This window comes from Streptomyces sp. NPDC048442 (assembly GCF_040651475.1).
Classification (GTDB): Bacteria; Actinomycetota; Actinomycetes; order Streptomycetales; family Streptomycetaceae; genus Streptomyces.
In genome coordinates, this window is record NZ_JBEZKB010000026.1 from 28,665 (window position 1) to 51,508 (window position 22,844).

18 protein-coding genes are annotated in these 22,844 nt (G+C 70.0%); 14 read left to right on the plus strand and 4 right to left on the minus strand.

The genetic code is table 11. The annotated features are described in order from the left end of the window. The first annotated feature begins 10 nt into the window (after positions 1-10). A complete protein-coding gene (locus tag AB0D18_RS31055) occupies positions 11-1,354 on the plus strand; it encodes a nitrate/nitrite transporter (protein WP_362425953.1) in 1,344 nt (447 codons plus the stop codon). A gap of 152 nt (positions 1,355-1,506) precedes the next feature. Then, positions 1,507-1,830, plus strand: coding sequence for an L-rhamnose mutarotase (locus tag AB0D18_RS31060; protein ID WP_362425956.1), 324 nt, complete (start codon positions 1,507-1,509; stop codon positions 1,828-1,830). On the opposite strand, the gene AB0D18_RS31065 is transcribed toward AB0D18_RS31060, so the two are convergent. The 3 genes from AB0D18_RS31065 to rhaI all read right to left on the minus strand — a co-directional run bounded on the left by AB0D18_RS31065 (position 1,820) and on the right by rhaI (position 6,788). After that, positions 1,820-3,274, minus strand: coding sequence for a rhamnulokinase family protein (locus AB0D18_RS31065; protein ID WP_362425959.1), 1,455 nt, complete (start codon positions 3,272-3,274; stop codon positions 1,820-1,822). The genes AB0D18_RS31060 and AB0D18_RS31065 overlap by 11 nt on opposite strands. Positions 3,275-3,465: 191 nt before the next feature. Then, positions 3,466-5,499, minus strand: coding sequence for a bifunctional aldolase/short-chain dehydrogenase (locus AB0D18_RS31070; protein WP_362425962.1), 2,034 nt, complete (start codon positions 5,497-5,499; stop codon positions 3,466-3,468). Positions 5,500-5,594: 95 nt separating this feature from the next. Beyond that, positions 5,595-6,788, minus strand: coding sequence for an L-rhamnose isomerase (gene rhaI, locus AB0D18_RS31075; protein ID WP_362425964.1), 1,194 nt, complete (start codon positions 6,786-6,788; stop codon positions 5,595-5,597). A gap of 234 nt (positions 6,789-7,022) precedes the next feature. Here rhaI and AB0D18_RS31080 point away from each other — a divergent pair, with 234 nt between their 5' ends. Together AB0D18_RS31080 and AB0D18_RS31085 are read left to right on the plus strand one after the other, a co-directional pair. Next, positions 7,023-7,379 carry an L-rhamnose mutarotase gene (locus tag AB0D18_RS31080; protein ID WP_362425967.1) on the plus strand — a complete coding sequence of 119 codons (357 nt, stop codon included), beginning with the start codon at positions 7,023-7,025 and terminating at the stop codon, positions 7,377-7,379. A gap of 39 nt (positions 7,380-7,418) precedes the next feature. After that, positions 7,419-8,555, plus strand: a complete 1,137-nt coding sequence (locus AB0D18_RS31085; RefSeq protein ID WP_362425970.1) for a rhamnogalacturonan acetylesterase — start codon at positions 7,419-7,421, stop codon at positions 8,553-8,555. A gap of 671 nt (positions 8,556-9,226) precedes the next feature. On the opposite strand, the gene AB0D18_RS31090 is transcribed toward AB0D18_RS31085, so the two are convergent. Further along, positions 9,227-10,798: an MFS transporter gene (locus tag AB0D18_RS31090; RefSeq protein ID WP_362425973.1), complete on the minus strand. Its 1,572-nt coding sequence runs from the start codon at positions 10,796-10,798 to the stop codon at positions 9,227-9,229. A gap of 488 nt (positions 10,799-11,286) precedes the next feature. On the opposite strand from AB0D18_RS31090, the gene AB0D18_RS31095 reads away from it, so the two are divergent. The 10 genes from AB0D18_RS31095 (at position 11,287) to AB0D18_RS31140 (ending at position 22,813) form a co-directional block, all read left to right on the plus strand. Then, positions 11,287-11,991 (plus strand): GntR family transcriptional regulator, encoded by a 705-nt coding sequence (locus AB0D18_RS31095; RefSeq protein WP_362425976.1) that lies wholly within the window; start codon positions 11,287-11,289, stop codon positions 11,989-11,991. Beyond that, the gene (locus AB0D18_RS31100) at positions 11,988-12,953 is read left to right on the plus strand and encodes a dihydrodipicolinate synthase family protein (RefSeq protein WP_362425979.1); all 966 of its coding nucleotides are present in this window, start codon (positions 11,988-11,990) and stop codon (positions 12,951-12,953) included. The genes AB0D18_RS31095 and AB0D18_RS31100 overlap by 4 nt, the downstream gene beginning before the upstream one ends. After that, a complete protein-coding gene (gene araD, locus AB0D18_RS31105; RefSeq protein WP_362425982.1) occupies positions 12,950-14,707 on the plus strand; it encodes an L-arabinonate dehydratase in 1,758 nt (585 codons plus the stop codon). The genes AB0D18_RS31100 and araD overlap by 4 nt, the downstream gene beginning before the upstream one ends. A gap of 181 nt (positions 14,708-14,888) precedes the next feature. Continuing rightward, complete coding sequence (locus AB0D18_RS31110) at positions 14,889-15,845, plus strand: sugar ABC transporter permease (protein WP_362425985.1); 957 nt, start codon at positions 14,889-14,891, stop codon at positions 15,843-15,845. Next, positions 15,842-16,741 (plus strand): carbohydrate ABC transporter permease, encoded by a 900-nt coding sequence (locus AB0D18_RS31115; RefSeq protein ID WP_362425988.1) that lies wholly within the window; start codon positions 15,842-15,844, stop codon positions 16,739-16,741. The genes AB0D18_RS31110 and AB0D18_RS31115 overlap by 4 nt, the downstream gene beginning before the upstream one ends. A gap of 86 nt (positions 16,742-16,827) precedes the next feature. Further along, positions 16,828-17,124 carry a hypothetical protein gene (locus AB0D18_RS31120; protein ID WP_362425991.1) on the plus strand — a complete coding sequence of 99 codons (297 nt, stop codon included), beginning with the start codon at positions 16,828-16,830 and terminating at the stop codon, positions 17,122-17,124. 125 nt (positions 17,125-17,249) lie between these two features. Continuing rightward, positions 17,250-18,779: a family 43 glycosylhydrolase gene (locus tag AB0D18_RS31125; protein ID WP_362426249.1), complete on the plus strand. Its 1,530-nt coding sequence runs from the start codon at positions 17,250-17,252 to the stop codon at positions 18,777-18,779. A 25-nt stretch (positions 18,780-18,804) separates the two neighbouring features. Further along, positions 18,805-19,131: a hypothetical protein gene (locus AB0D18_RS31130; RefSeq protein ID WP_362425994.1), complete on the plus strand. Its 327-nt coding sequence runs from the start codon at positions 18,805-18,807 to the stop codon at positions 19,129-19,131. Between the two features lie 69 nt (positions 19,132-19,200). Then, the gene (locus tag AB0D18_RS31135; RefSeq protein ID WP_362425997.1) at positions 19,201-20,559 is read left to right on the plus strand and encodes a sugar ABC transporter substrate-binding protein; all 1,359 of its coding nucleotides are present in this window, start codon (positions 19,201-19,203) and stop codon (positions 20,557-20,559) included. A gap of 364 nt (positions 20,560-20,923) precedes the next feature. Next, a complete protein-coding gene (locus tag AB0D18_RS31140) occupies positions 20,924-22,813 on the plus strand; it encodes a DUF2075 domain-containing protein (RefSeq protein WP_362426000.1) in 1,890 nt (629 codons plus the stop codon). Positions 22,814-22,844 lie beyond the last annotated feature (31 nt).

The following is a 22,844-nucleotide window of genomic DNA, read 5'->3' on the forward strand; positions in this document are numbered from 1 at the left end:
GACCTGAGTCATGACCACCACAGTCCGTCCCCCGCAAAGCACCCGCACCCGCCCCGCTCTTGAGGACTGGCAGCCCGAGGACCCCGCCTTCTGGGCGGCCACCGGCGCGAAGGTCGCCCGCCGCAACCTCCTCTTCTCCGTGCTCTCCGAACACATCGGCTTCTCCGTGTGGAGCCTGTGGTCGGTCCTCGTCCTCTTCCTCGGCCCCGAGTACGGCATCGACCCGGCCGGCAAATTCGTCCTCACCGCCGTCCCCACCCTGCTCGGCGCCGCGCTCCGCCTCCCGTACACCTTCGCCGTAGCGATCTTCGGCGGACGCAACTGGACCGTCATCAGCGCGCTCGCCCTCCTCCTCCCCGCCCTGCTCACCGCGTACGTCCTCGAACCGGGCGTTTCCTATACGACCCTGCTCTGGGTGGCCGCCGTCGCGGGCGTCGGCGGTGGCAACTTCGCCTCGTCGATGGCCAACATCAACGCCTTCTACCCCCAGCACCTCAAGGGCCGCGCACTGGGCATCAACGCGGGCGGCGGCAACCTCGGCGTACCGGCGGTGCAGCTGCTCGGCCTGCTGGTGCTGGCGACCGCGGGCTCCCAACACCCGCGCCTCGTACCGCTGTTGTACGTACCCCTGATCGTGCTGGCGGCGGTCGCCGCCGCCCTGCGGATGGACAACCTGCCCGCGCTGCGCAACGACCGGGGCGCCCTGCGCGAGGCGTCCCGCGAGCCGCACACCTGGGTGATGTCGCTGCTCTACATCGGCACCTTCGGTTCGTTCATCGGCTTCGGATTCGCCTTCGGGCAGGTGCTGCTCGTGCAGTTCCACGCCGACTTCCCGACCGCGGTCAGCGCCGCGTACCTGACCTTCCTCGGACCGCTGCTCGGATCCCTCGTCCGGCCGGTCGGCGGGGCGATGGCCGACCGGTGGGGCGGGGCGCGGGTCACCTTCTGGAACTTCGTGGCGATGGCGGCGGGCGCGCTGCTGGTGCTGCTCGCCTCGCGAGCGGGGTCACTGCCGCTGTTCCTGACCGGCTTCGTCGCCCTGTTCCTCTTCTCGGGGGTCGGCAACGGCTCCACGTACAAGATGATCCCGGGCATCTTCCACACGAAGGCGGAACGAGAAACGGCGGCGGGGGCGGACCCGGTCGAGGCCGGGAACCGCTCCCGCCGCCGGGCGAGCGCCGTGATCGGCATCGCGGGCGCGGTCGGCGCGCTGGGCGGGGTGCTGGTGAACATCGCGTTCCGGCAGTCCTTCCTCACGGCAGGCACGGGCGACGCGGCGTACCTGGCGTTCCTCGCGTACTACGTGCTGTGCCTGGTGGTGACCTGGGGCGTCTACCTCAGGCGACGCGGCTGACGCTCGGCCCGGTCAGCCCTGCCGGTCTCGGCGGCGCAGCAACGGCCGGAAGTCGTGCCACTTGCCGGCGGGGGCGCCGAGTCACGTGATTCTCCCCTCCCTCGCCGTGCGCACACTTTTCCTATACGTTCCGGAGTGGGAGGTGATCTTGCATGGAGCGGATCGCACAAGTCATCCGGGTCAGGCCCGAAAAGCTCGCCGAGTACCGGGAGTTGCACGCCGCGGTGCCCGACCCCGTCCTCGCCCGGCTGCGTGCCAGCCACATCGCCAATTACTCGATCCACCTGCTCGGCGACCGGCTCTTCAGCTACTTCGAGTACCACGGCGACGACCTCGCCGCCGATCTCGCCGTCATGGCCGACGACCCGGCCACCCAGGAGTGGTGGAAGCTCACCGACCCCTGCCAGGAGCGCGTGCCGGAAGCCCGCGACGGCGAGTGGTGGGCGGCTGCGGAACAGGTCTTTCTCATGGAATGAGCCGATTCGCCGCCGCCTCCCACGCACCGGCTGCCCCCGACGGCAGGTACTCGTTCAACTGCACCGAACCACGCACCAGTTGACGCATCGAGTCGAGATCGCCGACCAGTCCGGCCGCCCTCGCCTGGACCAGGATGTTGCCGAGCGCGGTGGCCTCCGCCGGGCCGGCCGTTACGGGGAGGCCGGTGGCGTCCGCGGTGAGCCGGCACAGTAGTGCGTTGCGTGCGCCGCCGCCCACCAGGTGGACGTGGGTCAGGGTGCGGCCGGTGAGTTCGGCGGCCCGGTAGAGGGTGCGCCGGTGCGCCAGCGCCAGGCTGTCCAGGATGCAGCGCACCACGGCGGCCGGGGTTGCGGGTGCGCGCTGTCCCGTACGTACACAGAAGTCATGGATCCGGGCGGGCATGTCGCCCGGCGGCAGGAACTCCGGAGCGTCCGTGTCGACCAGCGCCGCCAGCGGGGGGCAGGCGGCGGCCTCGGCGAGGAGCGAGTGCAGGTCCGCGGGCAGCCCCCGGCCCCGCCAGGTGCGCAGCGACTCCTCCAGCAGCCACAGCCCGGCGAGGTTGCGCAGAAAGCGGACGGTGCCGTCGAGGCCCCGCTCATTGGTGAAGTTCGCGGCGCGGGACGCCTCGGTGAGGACCGGAGCGTCCAGTTCCAGCCCGGCCAGGGACCAGGTGCCGCAGGAGATGTACGCGAACCCGGGGCCGCCGGACGCGGCCGGAACCGCCACCACCGCCGACGCGGTGTCGTGTGAGGCGACCGTGGTCACGGGGGTCCCGACGGGCAGCCCGGTCCGCGCGGCGACGTGCGGCAGGAGGCCGCCGGCCGGGGAACCTGGTGCGCGGAAGGGTGCCAGGAGCGCGGGGGAGAGGCCGACGAGGCCGAGCAGCTCGGCGTCCCAGGTGCGGGTACGGGCGTCCAGCAGGCCGGTGGTGGACGCGTTGGTCTCCTCGGTGCCGAGGGTGCCGGTCAGCCAGTGAACGACCAGGTCAGGCATGAGGAGGAGGGTGTGGGCTGCGGCGATCCCGGGGTCGCCCGCGAGCTGGAAAACGGTGTTGAAGGGAAGGTGCTGGAGGCCGGTCCGCCGATAGAGCTCGGCCGCCGGAACGCTCGCCCAGATCCGCTCGGGCACGTGGTCGGTCCGGCTGTCACGGTAGTGGTACGGGGCGCCGAGCAGTGCGCCGTCGGCGTCGAGCAGGCCGTAGTCGACGGCCCAGGTGTCGACGCCGACGGAGCGGATGTCGGCCAGTTGCCCGGCCTTCCGCAGCCCGTCGAACACGCCACGGCGCAGGGCGCCCACGTCCCAGTGCAGACCGCTGGGGAGCCGCTGGGGCGCGTGCGGGAAGCGGTGCGCCTCGGTCAGTTCGAAGCTGCCGGCCTCGAAACGCCCGAGGATGACGCGACCGCTGGTGGCGCCCAGGTCGATGGCGGCGAAGGTGGGGGGCATGGGGGTCCTTGGAGGGAGGAGGGACACGTTTGCCCCGGGGGCCGGCGTCAGCCGCCCAAGAGGGCTACGGGGCAGGGGCATTCTTTTAGGGGCGCGGGGAACTGCGCGACCAGCCACGACGCACCCGCACGATCCCCCCGCCCCACGGCGCACCCGCACGACGCCCACCGGCCAGGCCCGCCGCCGGCCCCTCACCGCAGAAACGCCCCCGCCACCCCCGAATCCACCGGCACATGCATCCCCGTCGTCCGCGACAGCTCCCCGCCGACCAGGGCGAATACAGCTGCCGCCACGTGTTCCGGCAGTACCTCCCGCCCCAGCAGCGTGCGCCGGGCGTAGAACTCGCCGAGTTCCGACTCCGGCACCCCGTACACCGCCGCCCGCTGCGCGCCCCAGCCGCCCGCGAAGATGCCCGAGCCGCGTACCACCCCGTCGGGGTTGACCCCGTTGACCCGGATGCCGTCCCGGCCCAACTCTGCTGCCAGCAGCCGTACTTGATGAGCCTGATCGGCCTTCGCCGCCGAGTAGGCGATGTTGTCCGGACCCGCGAACACCGCATTCTTGGAAGCCACGTACACGATGTCCCCACCCTCCCCTCCCTGCGCCCGCATCACCCGCGCCGCCTCCCGCGACACCAGGAACGACCCCCGTGCCATCACGGAATGCTGGAGGTCCCAGTCCCCGGCCGTCGTCTCGGCCAGCGGTCGCGACAAGGACAGCCCCGCGTTGTTGACCACCAGGTCCACGCCGCCGAAGGCCAGCGCCGCCGCGTCGAAGGCGGCCCCGATCTGCACCTCGGACGTGACGTCGACCGTGACCGCCACCGCACTGTCGGGACCGCCCAGTTCCTCCGCCACGACGGCCGCCGCGTCCGCGTCCAGGTCCGCGACCACCACGCACGCGCCCTCCGCCGCCAGCCGGTGCGCGATCGCCCGTCCGATGCCCGACCCGGCGCCCGTCACCAGCGCGACACGCCCGGCCAGCGCCTTCGCGGGCGGCATCCGCCGCAGCTTGGCCTCCTCCAGCTCCCAGTACTCGATGCGGAACTTCTCCGACTCCTCGATCGGCGTGTACGTGGACACCGCCTCCGCACCCCGCATCACCGCGATCGCGTTGAGGTAGAACTCGCCCGCCACCCGCGCCGTCTGCTTGTCCTTGCCGAAGGAGAACATGCCGACCCCGGGCACCAGCACGACCGCCGGATCGGCCCCACGCATCGGCGGCGAGTCCGCCGTCGCGTGCCGCCCGTAGTACGCGGCGTACTCCTCCCTATAGGAAATGTGCAGTTCTCGCAGTCGTACGAGCACGTCGTCGAGCGGCGCGGAAGCGGGCAGGTCCAGCAGCAGGGGCCGTACCTTCGTGCGCAGGAAGTGGTCGGGGCAGGAGGTGCCGAGGGCGGCCAGCCGGGGGTGTTCGGTGCGGGAGAGGAAGTCCAGGACGGCGGGAGCGTCCGAGAAGTGCCCGACCTGACGCCGATCGGTCGATGCCAACCCCCGTACAAATGACGCCAGTTGGGCGGCCCGAGTGCGTCGCTCGGCCACCGCCGGCGGCTCGTACCCCTCCCGTACGGGACCGAACGGCTCGGCCCGTCCCCGCTCGGCGAGGAACGCCTCGGCGGTGCGGATGAGCCGCAGCGAGTTCGCTTCGCACTCCTGCGCGGTGTCGCCCCACGCGGTGATGCCGTGCCCGCCCAGGACGCAGCCGATGGCTTCGGGGTGCGCGGCTTGGACGGCGGCGATGTCCATCCCGAGCCGGAAACCGGGCCGCCGCCACGGCACCCACGCCACGGTGTTTCCGAAGCACTCGGCGGTCAGTTTCTCGCCGTCGGAGGCGCAGGCGAGTGCGATGCCGGAGTCCGGGTGCAGGTGGTCGACGTGCGCCGCGTCGAGAAGGCCGTGCATCGCGGTGTCGATGGACGGTGCGGCCCCGCCCTTCCCGTGCAGGCAGTAGTCGAGGGCGGCAACCATCTCGTCCTCCCGCTCCACCCCGGGAAAGACCTTGGCCAGCGCCCGCAACCGGTCGAGCCGGAGCACGGCGAGCCCGTCCCCGGTGAGGGTGGAGAGGTCGCCGCCCGACCCCTTGACCCACATCAACTCGGTGTCGGCCCCGGTCACCGGGTCGACGGCGGTGCCTTTGGCGGAGGTGTTGCCGCCCGCGTAGTTGGTGTTGCGCGGATCGGCACCGAGCCGGTGCGAACGGGCGAGGAGAGCGGCGGGAACGTCCATGCGGTGTCAGTGCTCCAAGGAGTAAACGGCAGGTATTCGACGGGAGTTGTACGCGATGGGAGTTGTACCGACGGGAGTGGTACGCGACGGAGGTGTTACGCCCCCCACCCCGCCTGCGTCCCGCCCACCCGCTCCGCCACCGTCCGCTCCTCCCACCCGGACCGCCGGTACGCGGCCAACGGATCGGGATCCAGGCCGAGTTCACTCCGTACATCCGCCAACAGCGGTCGCACGTCCGTGTTGTAGGCGTCCATCAGCACGGCGTTCGCACCCAGCACGTCACCGGACGCCTGCGCGGTGGCGAGTGCGTTGGCGTCCACGAGCAGGGCCTTCGCGGTGGCTTCCTGGACGTTCATCACGGAGCGGATGATCGCCGGGATCTTCGCCTCGATGTTGTGGCACTGGTCGAGCATGAAGGCGATGCCCGCCTCAGGGGCCAGCCCGCCGCCGCGCCGCACTTCGTACATGATCCGGAACAGCTGGAAGGGATCGGCGGCGCCCGCCATCAGGTCGTCGTCGGCGTAGAAGCGGGAGTTGAAGTCGAACGCGCCCAGCTTCCCCTCGCGCAGCAGCAGGGCGACGATGAACTCGATGTTGGTGCCCGGCGCGTGGTGCCCGGTGTCGACGCACACCTGCGCGCGCCCACCCAGCTTGAGGCAGTGGGCGTACGCCGTCCCCCAGTCGGGGACGTCGGTCGCGTAGAAGGCCGGTTCGAAGAACTTGTACTCCAGGACGAGCCGCTGCTCGTCGCCGAGCCGCGCGTACACGGCGGCGAGAGCCTCCTCCAGGCGGTCCTGCCTGGCCCGGAGGTCGTCCTGGCCGGGGTAGTTGGTGCCGTCGGCAAACCACAGCTTCAGGTCGCGCGAGCCCGTCGCTTCCATGATGTCCACGCACTCCAGCAGGTGCGCGAGGGCCTTGCGGCGGACCGTGGCATCGGGGTGGCAGACGCTGCCGAGCCGGTAGTCGTCGTCCTGGAAGACGTTCGCGTTGACCGTGCCGAGGCGTACGCCCTGCTCCTTCGCGTACGCGCCGAGCGCGGCGTAGTCCTCGACCCGGTCCCACGGGATGTGCAGCGCCACGGACGGCGCGACCCCGGTGAACTCGTGCACCCGCGCCGCGTCGGCCAGCTTCTCCCGAGGCGTGCGGGGAACGCCCGGCCGGGCGAAGACCTTGAAGCGGGTGCCGGAATTGCCGTAGGCCCAGGAAGGGGTCTCTATCGCCTGGGACTTGAGGGCCTGGCGGGTGTCGTGGGTGTCGTGGGTGTCGTGGGTGTCGCTGGTATCGAGCACGGTGATGGTGTCTCCCCGTAGTAAAACGTTTCAATTTCGATGAGGAAACGTACAACGGCCCGAGCCGGTCGGACAAGACAAGTGCCGCAGCGGATTGGCCAGTTGAGTCATGAGGAGTCGTGTGCGACCGGTTGACGCCCTTGCGGGGCTGGATCTAGCCTCCACGGCAACGCACCTGAAACCTTTCATTAACTTCTCGCCCCGAAGGTTCCGCAGAGAGGCCGGTCCCCCCCCGTGCAACGCGTCTGCTTCCTGCTCAAGGTCCGCCCCGACCGGCTCGCCGAATACCGCACCCGGCACGCGGCCGTCTGGCCCGACATGCTGGCCGCGCTCACCGCCGCCGGATGGCACAACTACTCGCTCTTCCTCCGCGAGGACGGCCTGCTCGTCGGCTACCTGGAGACCCCGGACTTCGCCGCCGCGCGGGCGGCGATGGCCGCAACGGAGGTCAACGCGCGCTGGCAGGAGTCGATGGCCGAGTTCTTCGAACAGCCCGCAGCCTTTGAGCAGCCCGCAGCCTTCGAACAGCCCGCCGGCCGAAGGCCCGACGAGGCCATGACCCCGCTCACCGAGGTCTTCCACCTCGCCTGAAGCTGCCCCACCGGCACCCCGACCACTTACGGAGTACGCATGAGACACCGCTCGGCCCGCATCGCCACGCTCGCCACCGCTGCGGCCCTCGCCGCGACCTGCCTCGCCACCACCTCGGCCGGAGCGGCCCCGGCACCAGGACCCCACTCCCGTACGGATGACGGCCCCAACTCCCGTACACACAACGGCCTCAGCAACTGCACCGGCACCGCGCCCGCCCCCGTCGTCTGCCACTTCGACGTCGCACCGGGCGCGTACGACGTGAGCGTCACCCTCGGTGGGAGCGCGGTGGAATCCCGTACTTCCGTGCTCGCCGAGACCCGCCGCGCCGTGCTCCCGGAGACCGTCGCCGCCCCGGGCGCGCGGGTCCGCCGCACCTTCACCGTTGACGTCCGCACCCCCGAGGGTGAACCCACGGGCCCCACCGGCACCCCGGGGCTCACCCTCACCTTCGGCGGTTCGGCCCCCGCCCTGTCCTCGGTCCGGGTGCGCAGGGCGGTCCACGCCCGCCAGCTGCTGCTCCTCGGCGACTCGACCGTCTGCGACCAGCCGGGCGAACCGTACGCGGGCTGGGGCCAGCAGCTCCCGCAGTATCTGAGGCAGGGCATCTCGACGGCCAACTACGCTGATTCCGGCGAGAGTTCGGTGACGTACCGGGAGAACCCCGCGCTCTTCCGGACGGTGCAGCAGAAGATCCGCCCCGGCGACCTCGCGCTGATCCAGCTCGCGCACAACGACAAGCAGACGGACGCGCCGACGTACCGGGCGAACCTCACCGCGCTTGTCGAGGGCGTACGCGCGCGAGGCGGCAGGCCGGTCCTGGTCACTCCGATCGTCCGCCGCTGGTTCAACGCCGACGGGACGCTGAACAACCCCACGGCCCTGCTGGTCAACGGCCTGGGCGTGGACCACCCGGCGGAGATCCGCGCACTGGCCACCACCCTGCGCACCCCGCTGATAGACCTCACGGCCCTGACCAAGGCGCGCGTGGAGGCGCTCGGTCCGGAGCCCTCCAAGGCCCTCTACCTCACCGCCGAGAAGCGCGACAACACCCACACCTCGGTACGCGGCGCGACCGAGTACGCGGAACTGGTCCTCGGCGAACTCCGCACCCAACGGCTGCTGCCCCGGGCGACCGTGGCTGGTGGCGGACCGCCCGTCATTGGAGCTCTTTGACCTTGTGAGGGCGTACGCGGGCCAGCCGCTTCGGACCGCACTGGAGATCGGCGCCGGTACGGGCAAGGCAACCCGCCTGTTCGCCCCACAGGGGGTCGCGGTCACCGCGACCGAGCCCGGCGGGGCCTGGCAGAGGCCGTTCACGCGGCACGGTCGCCGTTCCTGGAGGGCGACGAGATTCCGTCCCCGGACGGGACGCCCCCGGGGCACGGCATGCAGTGGCCGGGGACGGTACTCCAACGGTCCGAGTGGTTCACAGATGTGCAACAGTCCATGATCGAACGGCACTTGACGATGAGTGCGCGCGACTATGTGGGCCACCTCTCGACCGTCTCGGCCTACCTCGTCCTGCCGGCCGCGGAGCAGGAGCAGGTATTCGGCAGGATCCTGCGGGTTCTGCCCGAGACGGTCGGGATCGCCGCCGACGTCGTACCCGGCGGGGGAGTGGGCGCCCGGCGAGGCGACCGCTACCCATGGGCCCCTGCATCGCTCGCCCACGACAAGACCAGCGCCGTACCGCTCGACGACACCACGCAGTACCTCATGTCGCTGTGCCTCCAGGAAGCGGTGGTGCGTGTGGTCCGTGCAGCCGCTCCCGACGGCTTCCGGGCCCTCCTGCACGCCGTCCCCGTCGCGCACCGCAGCGGTGCGCGACGTACCGCGGGTGCCCTTCAGGCGCCGCCGGCGACCCCGGCCCGTTCCCCGACCGCCGGGTCAGGGGCAGTGGAAGCCGACCGTCCGGCAGGACGCAGGGCGAACACCAGCACCGCCGCTCCGAAGAGCGCGACGAGCATGATCCAGACCGCCCCGACGTGCATGGCGTGAATGAACGCGTCATCGGCAGCGTGTGCGAGAGCGGGCCGGTCGGTCGCGGTGGCGATGTGCCGGGCCTGTTCGGCGGAGACCCGGGCCCGGTCCTGCACCGGCCCCGGCACCTCGACCAGCGAGGGTTCGATCGCGCGCCGGTAGATGATCGACATGATCGTGCCGCCCACCGCGATGCCGATCACGCTGCCGGTCTGGCGCACGGTGTTGGTGACGGCCGACCCGGCACCTGCCCGTTCCAACGGCAGCGAGCTGATCAGTGCTGCCGTCACCGGGCCGAGCACCATACCGATCGAGAGGCCCTGGACGAACAACAGGATCTCGATCCCGACGAGCGGGGTGTGCAGTCCGAGGAACCCGTACGCGCCCATGGTCAGCGCCGCCACGGTGAGCGCCGGTGCGCAGACGGTCCGCAATGACCAGCGGCGGACCAGACGCGGGCCGAGCGGCGCCCCCAGGATCGCACCGAGCGCGGTCGGGAGACTGGCCAGGCCCGCCTCCATCGGTGAGAAGCCGCGTGCACCCTGCAGATAGAACGCGTGGTAGAAGGTGGCGGCGGCCATGGCGAAGAAGAGCAGGCCGAGCGCCGCGTTGCCGCCACCGAAGGTGCGTTGCGTGAGCAGCCGGGGGTCGAAGCTGGGCATCTTGACGCGCAGTTCGACGAGTACGAAGGCAGCCAGCAGGACCACTCCGACGGCGATCGGCATCCAGACGTCCGCACGGCCCCAGGCGGCCACCTGTCCCGCCCGGATCAGCCCGTAGGCCAGTGCCGCGAGCCCACTGATCGACAGCAGCATTCCGGCCAGGTCCAGCGGCCGCGCGAGGGGACTGCGGAAATTCGGGACCAGCACGGCGATCCCGGCCAACGCCAGCACCACGACCGGAGCATTGACCAGAAAGACCGAGCCCCACCAGAAATGGTCGAGAAGCAGCCCTGCCAACACGGGGCCCGCAGCCATTCCGACACCGGCGGACGTCGAGAAAATGGCGAGCGCGGTTGTCCGCGCGGGGCCGGTGAAGGTCCACATGAGGATGGCCAGGTTGGCGGGCATGATCAGCGCGCTGCCCACTCCCATCGCGGCCCGAGCGGCAATCAGTTGGCCCGCGTCGCCCGCGTACGCCGCCCACACCGAGGACCCGGCGAATATCACCAGTCCGGCGGCGAGCACGGTCCGATGACCGAAGCGATCACCCAGCGCGCCCGCGGTGAACATCAGAGTGGCGAAAGCCAGGGTGTACGACCCCGTGGCCCACTGCAGCTCGGCCGGGTCGGCAGCCAGGCCGTGGACCGGGTCCGCGAGGGTCTCCAGGGTGATGCTCAGGACGGTGTTGTCCAGCCAGATCAGCAGCGAGCACAACATGAGAACGGCAAGGATCGATTGCTGCTTGAACTTCGACAAGGTGGGGGAAGTGGTCATGAATACCTTCGGGTGCGATCGGCAAAAGCGGGACGGGAAGGGACCGTAGGTAATTGCCGCGCCCTTGTCAATTGCTGAAGGGATCATCAATTCACCGCTGCCTGGACCGAGTTGACCAGGCCATATCGCTACGCTTCTGTCAATCCCGAGCGGCCGCAGGGAATTGCTGACTCTGGTGATTCGCCCGCCATGAATTCTCGCTCCTGTCAATCCCGCGTTTCCATTAATGGATTCTCGTCCTGGTAGATCGTCGGGCCATAAAGTCGCGCCCTTGTCAATTGCTGAGCCTTGAGCCTGTTGTCTGCCCCGGGGTGGGTGCGGCAGGTGCCGGCCCGCCGCACCTGCCCGCCCACTCGCGCCGCCCCGCACACCAACTCCCCACTTTTGTCAGATCCGTTGACGAATCCCGGCGGCCGCCCTAGCTTCACAGCGTCGTACTTCGTACGTCATATATGAGACGCGATACGCGAGATATGAGAGCAGCACGCATGGCCTTCGCCCCCGCCCCGATCCCTTCCCGCACCCAGTACGTCCAGGAGGCGATCAAGCACGCCATCCTCACCGGACAGCTCCCGCCGGGCAGTGCCCTGGTCGAGACCGAACTCGCCGCCCAGTTCGGGGTGTCGAAGACTCCCGTCAGGGAGGCGCTGAAGACCCTCGCCGGGACCGGGCTCGTCGTGATGAGCCAGTACAAGGGCGTCACCGTCCGCACCGTCGACGCGGCCATGGCGCACGAGGTGTACGACGTACGGCTGCTGCTCGAACCGGAGGCGCTGCGCCGTACGGTCACCCGCCGGGTCTCCCTGGACCCGGCCGCCGAAGCACTGGTACGGGCCGACGGCGCGGCCGACGAGGCCGAACGCTCCCTCGCCAACCGGGACTTCCACCGCGCGCTGTACGCACAGTGCGGCAATCCGCTGCTCGCCAGGATGCTCGACGAGGTGCGCGACCAGGCCGCCCTGGTGTCGACCGTGGCGTGGCACGCGGCCCCGTCCTGGCAGCGCGAGGCCGACGAGCACAAGGAGATACTCCGGCTCGCGCACGCCGGGGACGCGGGGGGTGCGGCGCGCGCGCTGCACGAGCACATCGCGTCGTTCGTCCACCGGGCGTTCCCGGCCGCCGCCCCGGACGAGGCGGTAGCTCCGGACGAGGCGGCAGCTTCGGCCCACCCCGAGAAGGGCACTCCCGCATGACCGACCGGACCGCCCACCACTCCGCCCACCACTCCGCCCACCGCGCCGCCCTCGCCGACGTCGTCGCGATACCCGTCACTCCCTTCGCCGCCGACGGTTCGGTGGACTGCGGCGCGTACCGCACCCTGCTGCGCAGGCTCTTCGACGCGGGCGTGCGGACCGTCACCCCGTGCGGCAACACCGGCGAGTTCTACGCGCTCACCCCGCACGAGCGCCGCCTGATCACCGAGCTGACCCTGGCGGAGACCGGTGCGGGAGCCGGTACGGAGACCGGCGCTGGGGCCGGTGCGGGAGCCGCCGTCCTGGTCGGCGTCGGCCACGACCTGCCGACCGCCGTCGAGGCGGCCCGGCACGCCCGGGAAGTCGGCGCGGGCATGATCATGGTGCACCAGCCGGTCCACCCGTACGTGTCGCAGGGCGGCTGGGTCGACTACCACCGCGAAATCGCCGACGCGGTACCGGAGTTGGGCGTCGTACCGTACCTCCGCAACCCCGTCCTCGAAGGGCGGACGATCGCCCGCCTCGGTGAGCTGTGCCCCAATGTGATCGGGGTGAAGTACGCGGTCCCGGACGCGGCCCGGTTCGCGGCGGTGGCCCGGGACGCGGGCCTCGACCGGTTCGTGTGGGTGGCAGGGCTTGCCGAGCTGTACGCCGTCCCGTACTGGGCGCTCGGTGCCACCGGCTTCACGTCGGGGCTGGTCAACGTGGCCCCCGCCGTCTCGCTCGGGCTGCGCGACGCGCTGCGGGCAGGCGACTACCAGTCCGCGCAGAAGACCTGGGAGCTGATCCGGCCGTTCGAGGAACTGCGCGCCGCCGACCAGTCCGCCAACAACGTCACCGTCGTCAAGGAAGCCCTCGCCGTGCTGGGCCTGTGCCGCAACGAAGTCCGCCCGCCGAGCAGAGTGCTGCCCGACACGCTGCGCGCCGAGGTCGCGGCGGCCATCGAAGGGTGGGAGATATGAACGAGCCTGCTGGGCAGGGGAGTTCGGCCGGGCCGCTCCGCGCCCCCGAGGACCTCCGCAGCCACCAGTGGTACGGCACCGACGGCCTGCGCTCGTTCAGCCACCGCGCCCGCACCCGCCAGCTCGGCTACCTCCCCGAGGAGCACCTCGGCAAGCCGGTGATCGCCGTCCTCAACACCTGGTCGGACATCAACCCCTGCCACTCCCACCTGCGTGAACGCGCCCAGGCGGTCAAGCGCGGCGTGTGGCAGGCGGGCGGCTTCCCGCTCGAATTCCCGGTCTCCACCCTCTCCGAGACCTTCCAGAAGCCGACCCCCATGCTCTACCGCAACCTCCTCGCCATGGAGACGGAGGAGCTGCTGCGCTCGTACCCCGTCGACGGGGCGGTCCTGCTCGGCGGCTGCGACAAGTCGACGCCCGCGCTGCTGATGGGCGCGGCCTCCGTCGACCTGCCCACCGTGTTCGTACCGGCAGGCCCGATGCTGCCCGGACACTGGCGCAACGAGGTCCTCGGCTCCGGCACCGACATGTGGAAGTACTGGGACGAGAAGCGGGCCGGCGCCATCGGCGACTGCGAACTCGCCGAACTGGAAAGCGGGTTGGCGCGCTCGCCCGGCCACTGCATGACCATGGGAACGGCCTCCACTCTCACCGCCGCCGCCGAGACCCTCGGCGTCACGATGCCCGGTGCCTCCTCGATCCCCGCCGTCGACTCGGGACACGACCGGATGGCCGCCGCCGCAGGACTGCGGATCGTCGACCTCGTGCACCAGGACCTGCGGCTCTCGTCGATCCTGACGAGGGAGGCGTACGAGGACGCGGTCGCCGCGGTGCTGGCGCTCGGCGGCTCCACCAACGCCGTCATCCACCTCATCGCGATGGCCGGCCGCTCCCAAGTCCCCCTCAGCCTCGATGACTTCGACCGGATCGCCCGTACGGTGCCGGTGCTCGCGAACCTCCGCCCCGGCGGCCGGTACCTCATGGAGGACTTCCACTTCGCGGGCGGCCTCCCCGCCTTCCTGTCCCGGTTCACCGACGTGCTCCACCTCGACCGGCCGACCGTCGCCCACCCCACCCTGCGCGCCCAGCTCGACGGCGCACGCTGCCACAACGACGACGTGATCCGCCCGCGTACGAACCCCCTCGCCACCGAGGGCGGAGTGGCCGTACTGCGCGGCAACCTCTGCCCCGACGGCGCGGTCATCAAGCACATCGCCGCCGAGCCCCACCTGCTCAGGCACACCGGCCCCGCCGTCGTCTTCGACGACTACCGCACTCTGCAACGCACCATCGACGACCCGGAGTTGGGTATCACGGCCGACCACGTACTGGTGCTGCGCAATGCCGGCCCCAAAGGCGGTCCCGGCATGCCGGAGTACGGGATGCTGCCGATCCCCGCGTACCTCCTGAAGGAGGGGGTGCAGGACATGGTGCGGATCTCGGACGCCCGGATGAGCGGCACGAGCTACGGCACGTGCGTGCTGCACATCGCACCCGAGTCGTACGTGGGCGGCCCGCTCGCCCTGGTGCGTACGGGTGACCCGATCACCTTGGACGTCGAGGCGCGCACGCTCCAACTTGACGTATCGGATGAGGAGTTGGCGAGACGGCGGGCAGGGTGGACGACCCCGCCGCAGCGGTACGGGCGCGGTTACGGTGCGCTCTACCAGGACCAGATCACCCAGGCCGACTCGGGCTGCGACTTCGTGTTCCTGGCCGCCCCGGGTGACGTACCGGAGCCGTACGCGGGCTGATCCGGCCCGCTCTGCTCCGCCATTCTTCCCCGGACCCACGTGTCCGGTACTTCGAACAATGTTCGCGATCTCCCCTGCCCGTACACCTGCCCGCACATCTGCCCGTACGCCTGCCCCTGTGCCTGCCCCTATGCCTGCCCGTACGCCGACTCCCCGTATGCCTCCCGATCGGAGACCCGTCATGGCCCATGCCACCGCCGTGGCCAAGCCGCCGCCGACGGCCCCGCCGCCCACCGGCCGCCGTCCGCGCCGCCGCACCGGCTCCACCCCGCGCCGCCTGCCGTACCTGCTGATCGCCCCCGCCGGGCTGCTGATGCTGGGCTTCATCGCGTACCCGGTGCTCAGCGTCTTCTACTACAGCCTGCAGAACTACAACGTCACCAAGCCGTGGAAGAACGGCTTCGCGGGCCTCGACAACTTCACCCGCCTCTTCACCGACGACCCGCTCTTCTGGCCGACCCTCGGCTTCAGCGCGAAGTGGGTCATTGTCCAGGTCAGCCTGCAGCTCGCGCTCGGCCTCGTTCTCGCGCTCCTCGTCAACCAGACCTTCGTCGGCCGCGCCGTCGCCCGCGCCCTCGTCTTCTCGCCGTGGGCCGTCTCCGGTGTCCTGACCACCACGATCTGGATGCTGCTCTACAACCCGTCCACCGGCATGAGCCGCTACCTCGCGGACCTCGGCATCGGCTCGTACGGCACCTCCGTGCTCTCGGACACGGGCACCGTCTTCTGGGCGGCCGTCCTCGCCGAACTCTGGCGTGGCGTCCCCTTCTTCGCGATCCTCATCCTCGCCGACCTCCAGTCCATCCCGAAGGACCTGTACGAGGCGGCATCGGTCGACGGCGCCGGGCGGATGCGCCAATTCGTGCACATCACGCTGCCGCACCTCAAGGACGCGATCATCCTGTCCACGCTGCTGCGCGCGGTCTGGGAGTTCAACAACGTCGACCTCCTCTACACGCTCACCGGCGGCGGCCCGGCAGGTACGACCACCACACTCCCGCTGATGATCGCCAACACCGGAATCGAGGGCCACGACTTCGGCTACGCGTCCGCGCTGACCACCGTCGCGTTCGTGATCCTCCTCTTCTGCTCGATCGTCTATCTGCGCCTGAGTAAGTTCGGAGGCGACCGCACATGAGTGCCGCACTCGCAGAACCCCGTACCCCCGTGCGGGACAGCCCCCTACCGCCCAGCGCTCCGCGCACACCCAGACGCGAGCGCGCCTTCGACGACGTACCGCGCTGGCAGATCTATCTGCCGCTCGGCCTGTACCTCCTCTTCACCCTCGTCCCCTTCTACTGGATGCTGCTCTTCGCGGTCCGGCCGCCCGGCTCGACGTCGCTCGTCCCGTGGCCGATCACCTTCGAGCACTTCGAGAAGGTGTGGACCGAGCGCAGCTTCGGGATGTTCTTCCAGAACAGCATGATCGTCGGGCTGTGCACCCTGGTCGCCACCACGGCCGTCGCCCTCGCCGGCGGCTACGCGCTGGCCCGGTTCAACTTCCGTATCAAGGGCGTCTTCATGCTGGCGCTGCTGTGCTCTCAGTTCATCCCGGGCGCCCTGATGCTCGTCCCCCTCTTCGAGATCTTCCGCAACCTCCAGCTGATCAACTCGCTCGGCAGCGTCATCATCGCCGAAACGGTCTTCCAACTCCCCCTCTCCATCATCCTGATCAGCGGTTTCATCAAGAACGTGCCGGTCACGCTGGAGGAGGCCGCCTGGGTCGACGGCTGCTCCCGCTTCCGCGCGTTCTGCGCGGTGGTGCTGCCGCTGCTGCGGCCCGGCCTGATCGCGGTCGGCTCCTTCGCCTTCGTACACAGCTGGAACCACTTCCTCTTCGCCCTGATGTTCCTCAGCGAACAGGACAAGCAGACGATCCCGGTCGGCCTCAACACCCTGATGGGCGCGGACAGCGTGGACCTGGGGGCGCTGGCGGCGGGAGGTGTGGTCGCCGCCGTCCCGGTGGTCATCGTCTTCGCGTTCATCCAGAAGTGGCTGATCACGGGGTTCAGCGCGGGCGCGGTCAAGGGCTGACGCCGATGCCGACGCCGATGCCCTTCCCTGCGCGTGCGACTCATCCGTACGTACGGCCATCCACGAAGCCCCGAGGAGTACGAGGCATGACAGCGACACCCCGCAGACGTCGCACCACGTACGCGATGTACGCGACGGCCCTGGCCGCGACGCTCGCGCTGCCGGACGCGGCACGGGCCGACGATGCTCCGGCGCACGGTCCGCAGTCGGGTCCGAAGTCCGGTCCGCAGTCAGTGCTCGGCGCACGCGACGGCTGGGCGAGCGAAGGCGCGGGCACCACCGGCGGGTCCGCCGCCGATGCCGCCCACGTCTTCACCGTCGACGCCCATACCGACGACCGCGGCCGGGCCCTGACCTGCACCGACTGCGGTCCGACCCGATGAGCGCGGATCCCGTGCGACCGGGTCCTCTGCGACCGGATCCTCTGCGACCGGATTTCCTGCGACCGCCGTCCGAGCACCTAGCACGACTCGTACGGTACGGAGACCAGTCGGTACGCCACGGCGACCTGGGCGACGGGACCTACCGCAACCCGATCCTGCACGCCGACTACTCCGACCCCGACGTGATCGCCGTCGGCGACGACTTCTACCTCACCGCCTCCAGCTTCGGCCGTGCCCCCGGGCTGCCCCTGCTGCACTCCCGCGACCTGGTCAACTGGACCCTCCTCGGACATGCCCTGAACCGGCTCGAACCGGCCGACGACTTCACCGCACCCCGCCACGACCGCGGCGTCTGGGCGCCCTCGCTGCGCCATGCGGGCGGCCGCTTCTGGATCTTCTGGGGCGACCCCGACCACGGCATCCGGCAGATCAACTCCCCCTCCATTCACGGCCCTTGGACCACCCCGCACCTCCTCAAGCCGGGCAAGGGCCTGATCGACGCCTGCCCCCTCTGGGACGAGGGGAGCGGCGAGGCGTACCTCGTGCACGCCTGGGCCAAGTCCCGCTCCGGGGTGAAGAACCGGCTCACCGGCCACCGCATGAGCCCGGACGGCCGCAGCCTCCTCGACGAGGGCACGGTCATCGTCGACGGGGACCGGATACCGGGCTGGTTCACCCTGGAGGGGCCGAAGCTCTACCGGCACGACGGCTGGTTCTGGATCTTCGCCCCGGCCGGGGGAGTGGAGACCGGCTGGCAGGGCGCGTTCCGCTCGCGCGACTTCTTCGGCCCGTACGAGGAGCGGATCGTCCTCGCGCAGGGTGCCACCGACATCAACGGCCCCCACCAGGGCGGCTGGGTGCGGACCCCGGCGGGCGAGGACTGGTTCCTGCACTTCCAGGCGCGGGGCGCGTACGGGCGGTTGGTCCATCTGCAGCCGATGAGGTGGGGTGCGGGGTACACGGATGGCGACGGCTGGCCGACTCTCGGTGCCGCGGGTGAGCCTGTACGAGTGCACCGCAAGCCGGCCGCCCCGCCGCAGCCCCGCACGCGCCCGGCCACCGACGACACCTTCCCCGGCGGGCGGTACGGACCGCAGTGGTCCTGGACCGCGAACCAGGGGCCGGCGTGGACGCACACCCACGAAGGCGACGGCCTGCGCCTGACCTGCGTACCCACGCCCGACGCCCACGACCTGCGCCTTCTCCCGCACGTGCTCACCCAACGGCTGTCCGGAGAGACGTTCACCGCCGAGGTGAGCCTCGCCCTGGAATCGGTTGCGCCCGGCGCCCGAGCCGGGTTCGCCGTGCTCGGGGACGCCTTCTCCTGGATCGGCCTGGAGCGGGAGGCGGACGGCGGGGTCCGCCTCGTACACCGCTTCGCGGAGACCGTCGCGGAACACGAACGCGACGCGGCGCACCCGCGCCGCGCGCCCTCCGGGCAGGCTCGGCTGCGTATCGAGGTCTCGGCGGGCGCCCGCTGTCGCTTCTCCGCCGATACGGGGGAGGGGTGGCGGGCCGCGGGACCGGTCTTCGCCGCCCAGCCCTGGCGGTGGGTCGGGGCGCTGCTCGGCCTCTTCGCGGTGGCGCCGGACGGCACGTGGGAGCCGGGGACCGCCACGTTCACGGACTTCCGTACACACGCACGTACCGACTGAACGACCTCACCTTCCCTCCAAACACGTGGGGAGCCGCAATGACCCACCCCACCGGCAAGCGCTTGCTGCCGGACTCCTGGCCGCCGCGACGGCCTGCACCGCCGCACTCGCCCTCCTCGTGGGCGGGCCGGGCGCCACGGAGGCAGAGGCCGCGCAGGCAACCGCCCCCGCTGCGACCCAGCGGTCCGACACCGCTCATATCGACCGCTCGCTCATCAGGGCGCTCAGCCGGGGCTCCGCCACCAACAACGGCTCCCTCACGGCCTCCTGGCACCCGGGCGGCGAACTGAAGGCGATCGGCCAGACGCTGATCCGCGAGAGCAGCCTCCCGCCGGCGATCAAGCCCGCCTGACCCCTCCCCCTCCCGCTCCTCCTCCGCATCTCACACAACATCAGCCTCAATGAATCGAGCGCATCCACCATGACGAACCACCACAACACACGCAGAAACAAAGAACGTTCGGCGCCAACCGCATCTCTGGCCGCTCTGGTCGCCCTACTGGCCCTGACGGCCACCGCCTGTGGCGACGGCGGAACCACCGGCAGCGGCACCGAAGGATCGGGCAAGGGCGAGATCACCTTCTGGGACAACAACGGAGGCGTCCGCACCGCCGTCTGGCAGGAGATCATCAAGGCCTTCGAGGCGAAGAACCCGGACATCAAGGTGAAGTACGTCCCGGTGCCGAGCGAGGACGTGCAGTCGAAGTACGACACGGCCATCGCGGGAGGCGGCCTCCCGGACGTGGGCGGTGTGGGCGCGGCCTACCTCGCCAACATCGTCGCCCAGGAGGCCCTGGACCCGGTCGGCGACCGCATCAAGAGCTCCCCCGCCCTGAACGGCAAGCTCGTCCCCGTCATGGTCGACTCGGTCAAGACGGCCGGCGGACGCGGCGACCAGATGTACTCCGTCCCGACCTCCGCGAGCAACGGCACGCTCTACTACCGCACGGACCTCTTCAGGGCGGCCGGGCTGAAGGCCCCCACCACGTGGGCGGCGTTCTACAAGGCGGCGGAGAAGCTGACCGACGCCAAGAACAACAAGTTCGGCTATACGATCCGGGGCGGCGCGGGCTCCATCGCGCAGGCACTGGACGCCGCGTACGGCCAGTCCGGTATCACCGACTTCTGGAACGGTGACAAGACCACGGTCAACGACCCGAAGAACGTCGCGGCCCTCGAAAAGTACGTCGCCCTCTACAAAAAGACCACGCCTGCGGCCGACGTCAACAACGACTTCAAGAAGATGGTCGCGCAGTGGGACACCGGCACGATCGGCATGCTGAGCCACAACCTCGGCTCGTACACCGACCACGTGAAGGCGCTCGGCGAGGAGAAGTTCGCGGGCATCCCGGGGCCGATCGGTGACAACGGGGTACGGGTCCAGGTCTCCAACCCGGTCGACGGACTGGGCCTCTTCAAGGGCAGCAAGAATAAAGCAGCCGCCTGGAAGTTCATCGAATTCGCCGCCTCCCACGAGTCCAACAGCAAGTGGAACGAGTCGGCCGGCGCGATGCCCGCGCACATCGAGGCGGCCAAGGACCCCTGGGTCAACGCCTCCGAACCGACCCGCCTCGGCGCGAAGACCCTCACCGACGGCTCGACCAAGCTGGTCCAGCTCCCGTACTACCTGCCCGACTGGAACAAGATCAGCAAGGCGGACAGCGAGCCCAACTTCCAGAAGGTGTTGCTGGGTTCGCTGCCGACAAAGGACTTCCTGGACACCCTCGCGAAGCAGCTGAACGCGGCGCAGGCGGAGTGGAGGGAGCGGAGCAAGGGGTGAGGGGCCCGGGGGCGGTGCGGGGCCGGGCGGGGCGTGAGCGGGGTGGGGCGGTGCGGGGCGCGGGGAGTGAGCGGGGCTCGCTTGCCCCCGGCCGACGCCGGGTCCGAGCGGGCTTCCGGTAACGCTGATCCCGCTCCCGCTCCCCGTTCCTGCTCTTCCCCCTACGGAATGTGAGGCACCGTGACCACCGACTCGAAGCATTAGTCCCAGCCCCACCTTCGCTGTGCCTCCCCTTCACGCAACCCGCAGGTACCCTTGACCACATCGTTATTGCGGCCCGACGGGCTTCCGCTCCACTCCGGTGGAGTCACGAAGGACATGCCCCCACCCGCACGAGTCACTTCGTGCTGCCTGGGGGCATTCCTTGTTGTTCCGCGCGTCTGCCGAGACGGTCGCCGTCTCGGCACTGGACGGTTCTCTCTTCCTGCACCTCGCCGAGCAGTTCGCCCATATGCACGGTCATCGGCCCAACCCTTCCGAGGCGCGTTCCTGGGAACGCAGCATTCCCGCCCTGGCTGCCGCGCTCAGCGACGCGGGCCTCGGCAAGGTGGAGATCTTGCTGGAGTACGCGCTCCCGCTGAACAGCAAGCGGGCCGACGCGGTCCTGGCAGGCGTGCATCCACGTACCGGAGAGCCGTCGTACGTGATCGTCGAGCTGAAGCAGTGGAGTGAGGCGGCTCCGACCGAGGACGATCCTTCACTCTGCCAGATCGATGCCTACACGCACCCGGTCCTCAACCCCATTGAGCAGGTGCGTCGTTACTGCGAGTACCTGATCAACTTCAACGGGGCGGTGTCCGACCATCCAGGGCGCGTCAGTGGTGTGGCGTACCTTCACAACGCCACGGAGTTCGGTGTCGCCGGTCTGCGGGTGATCGAGACCGACGACCATGGACAGCTCTTCACCGCCGAGCGCCGCGGCGAATTCCTGGAGTACCTTCGGGCCAAGCTCAGCCCCGAGCACTTGGGAGCATCCACCGCCGACGACCTCCTCTCCGGTAAGACTGTTCCCTCCAAGCAGCTGATGGCTGTCGCCGCCGAAGAAGTCCGTAACCGTGAACAGTTCGTGCTCCTGGACGAGCAGCAGGTGGCGTACCGCATGGTCCTCAACGCGGTGCGGCAGGCGAAGCGCTCGGACCACAAGGAGGTACTGGTCGTCACCGGCGGACCGGGCACCGGCAAGAGCGTCATCGCTCTGTCCCTCCTCGGTGAGCTCTACCGGCAGGGAATTCCGGCTCTGCACGCCACCGGCTCGAAGTCGTTCACCACGACGATGCGCAAGGTCGCGGGCGCTCGCAAGCGCGAAGTGCAGGAACTCTTCAAGTACTTCAACAGCTTCATGACCACTGAGAAGAACAGCCTCGACGTCATCATCTGCGACGAGGCCCACCGAATCCGCGAGACCTCCGCCAATCGCTACACCCGCGCGGAGCACCGCACCGGAACACCCCAGATCGACGAACTCATCGATGTCGCCCGCGTCCCCGTCTTCCTCCTCGACGAACACCAGGTGGTACGTCCCGGAGAGATGGGTACGGTCGACGAGATCCGGGCAGCTGCCGCGCGCAAGGGTTTCACCTGCCGGGTCGTACCGCTGGAGAGCCAGTTCCGGTGCGGCGGCAGCGACGCCTACCTGCGCTGGGTGGTCCGTCTGCTCGGGCTGGAAGACGGCGGACCGGTGACCTGGGAGCCCGACAACAGGATGCAGCTCCTGATCGCCGACAGCCCCGCGGAGATGGAGTCGTTCCTCGAGGACCGCCGTGCCCAGGGATACGGCGCACGGATGTCGGCCGGGTACTGCTGGCCGTGGTCACCGGAGCCCAAGGCCGGCGAACCCTTGGCCGCCGATGTGGTGATCGGCCAATGGTCCCGCCCGTGGAACCTCCGAGGCGATCGAGCCGTCTCCGGCGCGCCCCCGTCGTCCCTGTGGGCCACCGACCCGGCCGGCTTCGGGCAGGTCGGCTGCGTGTACACCGCACAGGGCTTCGAGTACGACTGGTCGGGCGTCATCCTCGGCCCCGACTTCGTCTGGCGGGGAGACCACTGGGTCACCGACCGTACGCAGTCCAAGGACCCGGTGTTCAACAAGTCGACCCCCGACGCCGACGTGGACCGGCTGATCCGCAACACGTACAAGGTGCTGCTGACCCGGGGAATGATCGGCACGATCGTCTACTCGACGGATGCCGAGACCCGGGCGAAGCTCCGTGAACTGGTGGGTGCGGAGACGGTATCGGTGTTCGCAGGCGTCTGAAATCAGCGAAGGGACTTCCGGCAGCGGAGGA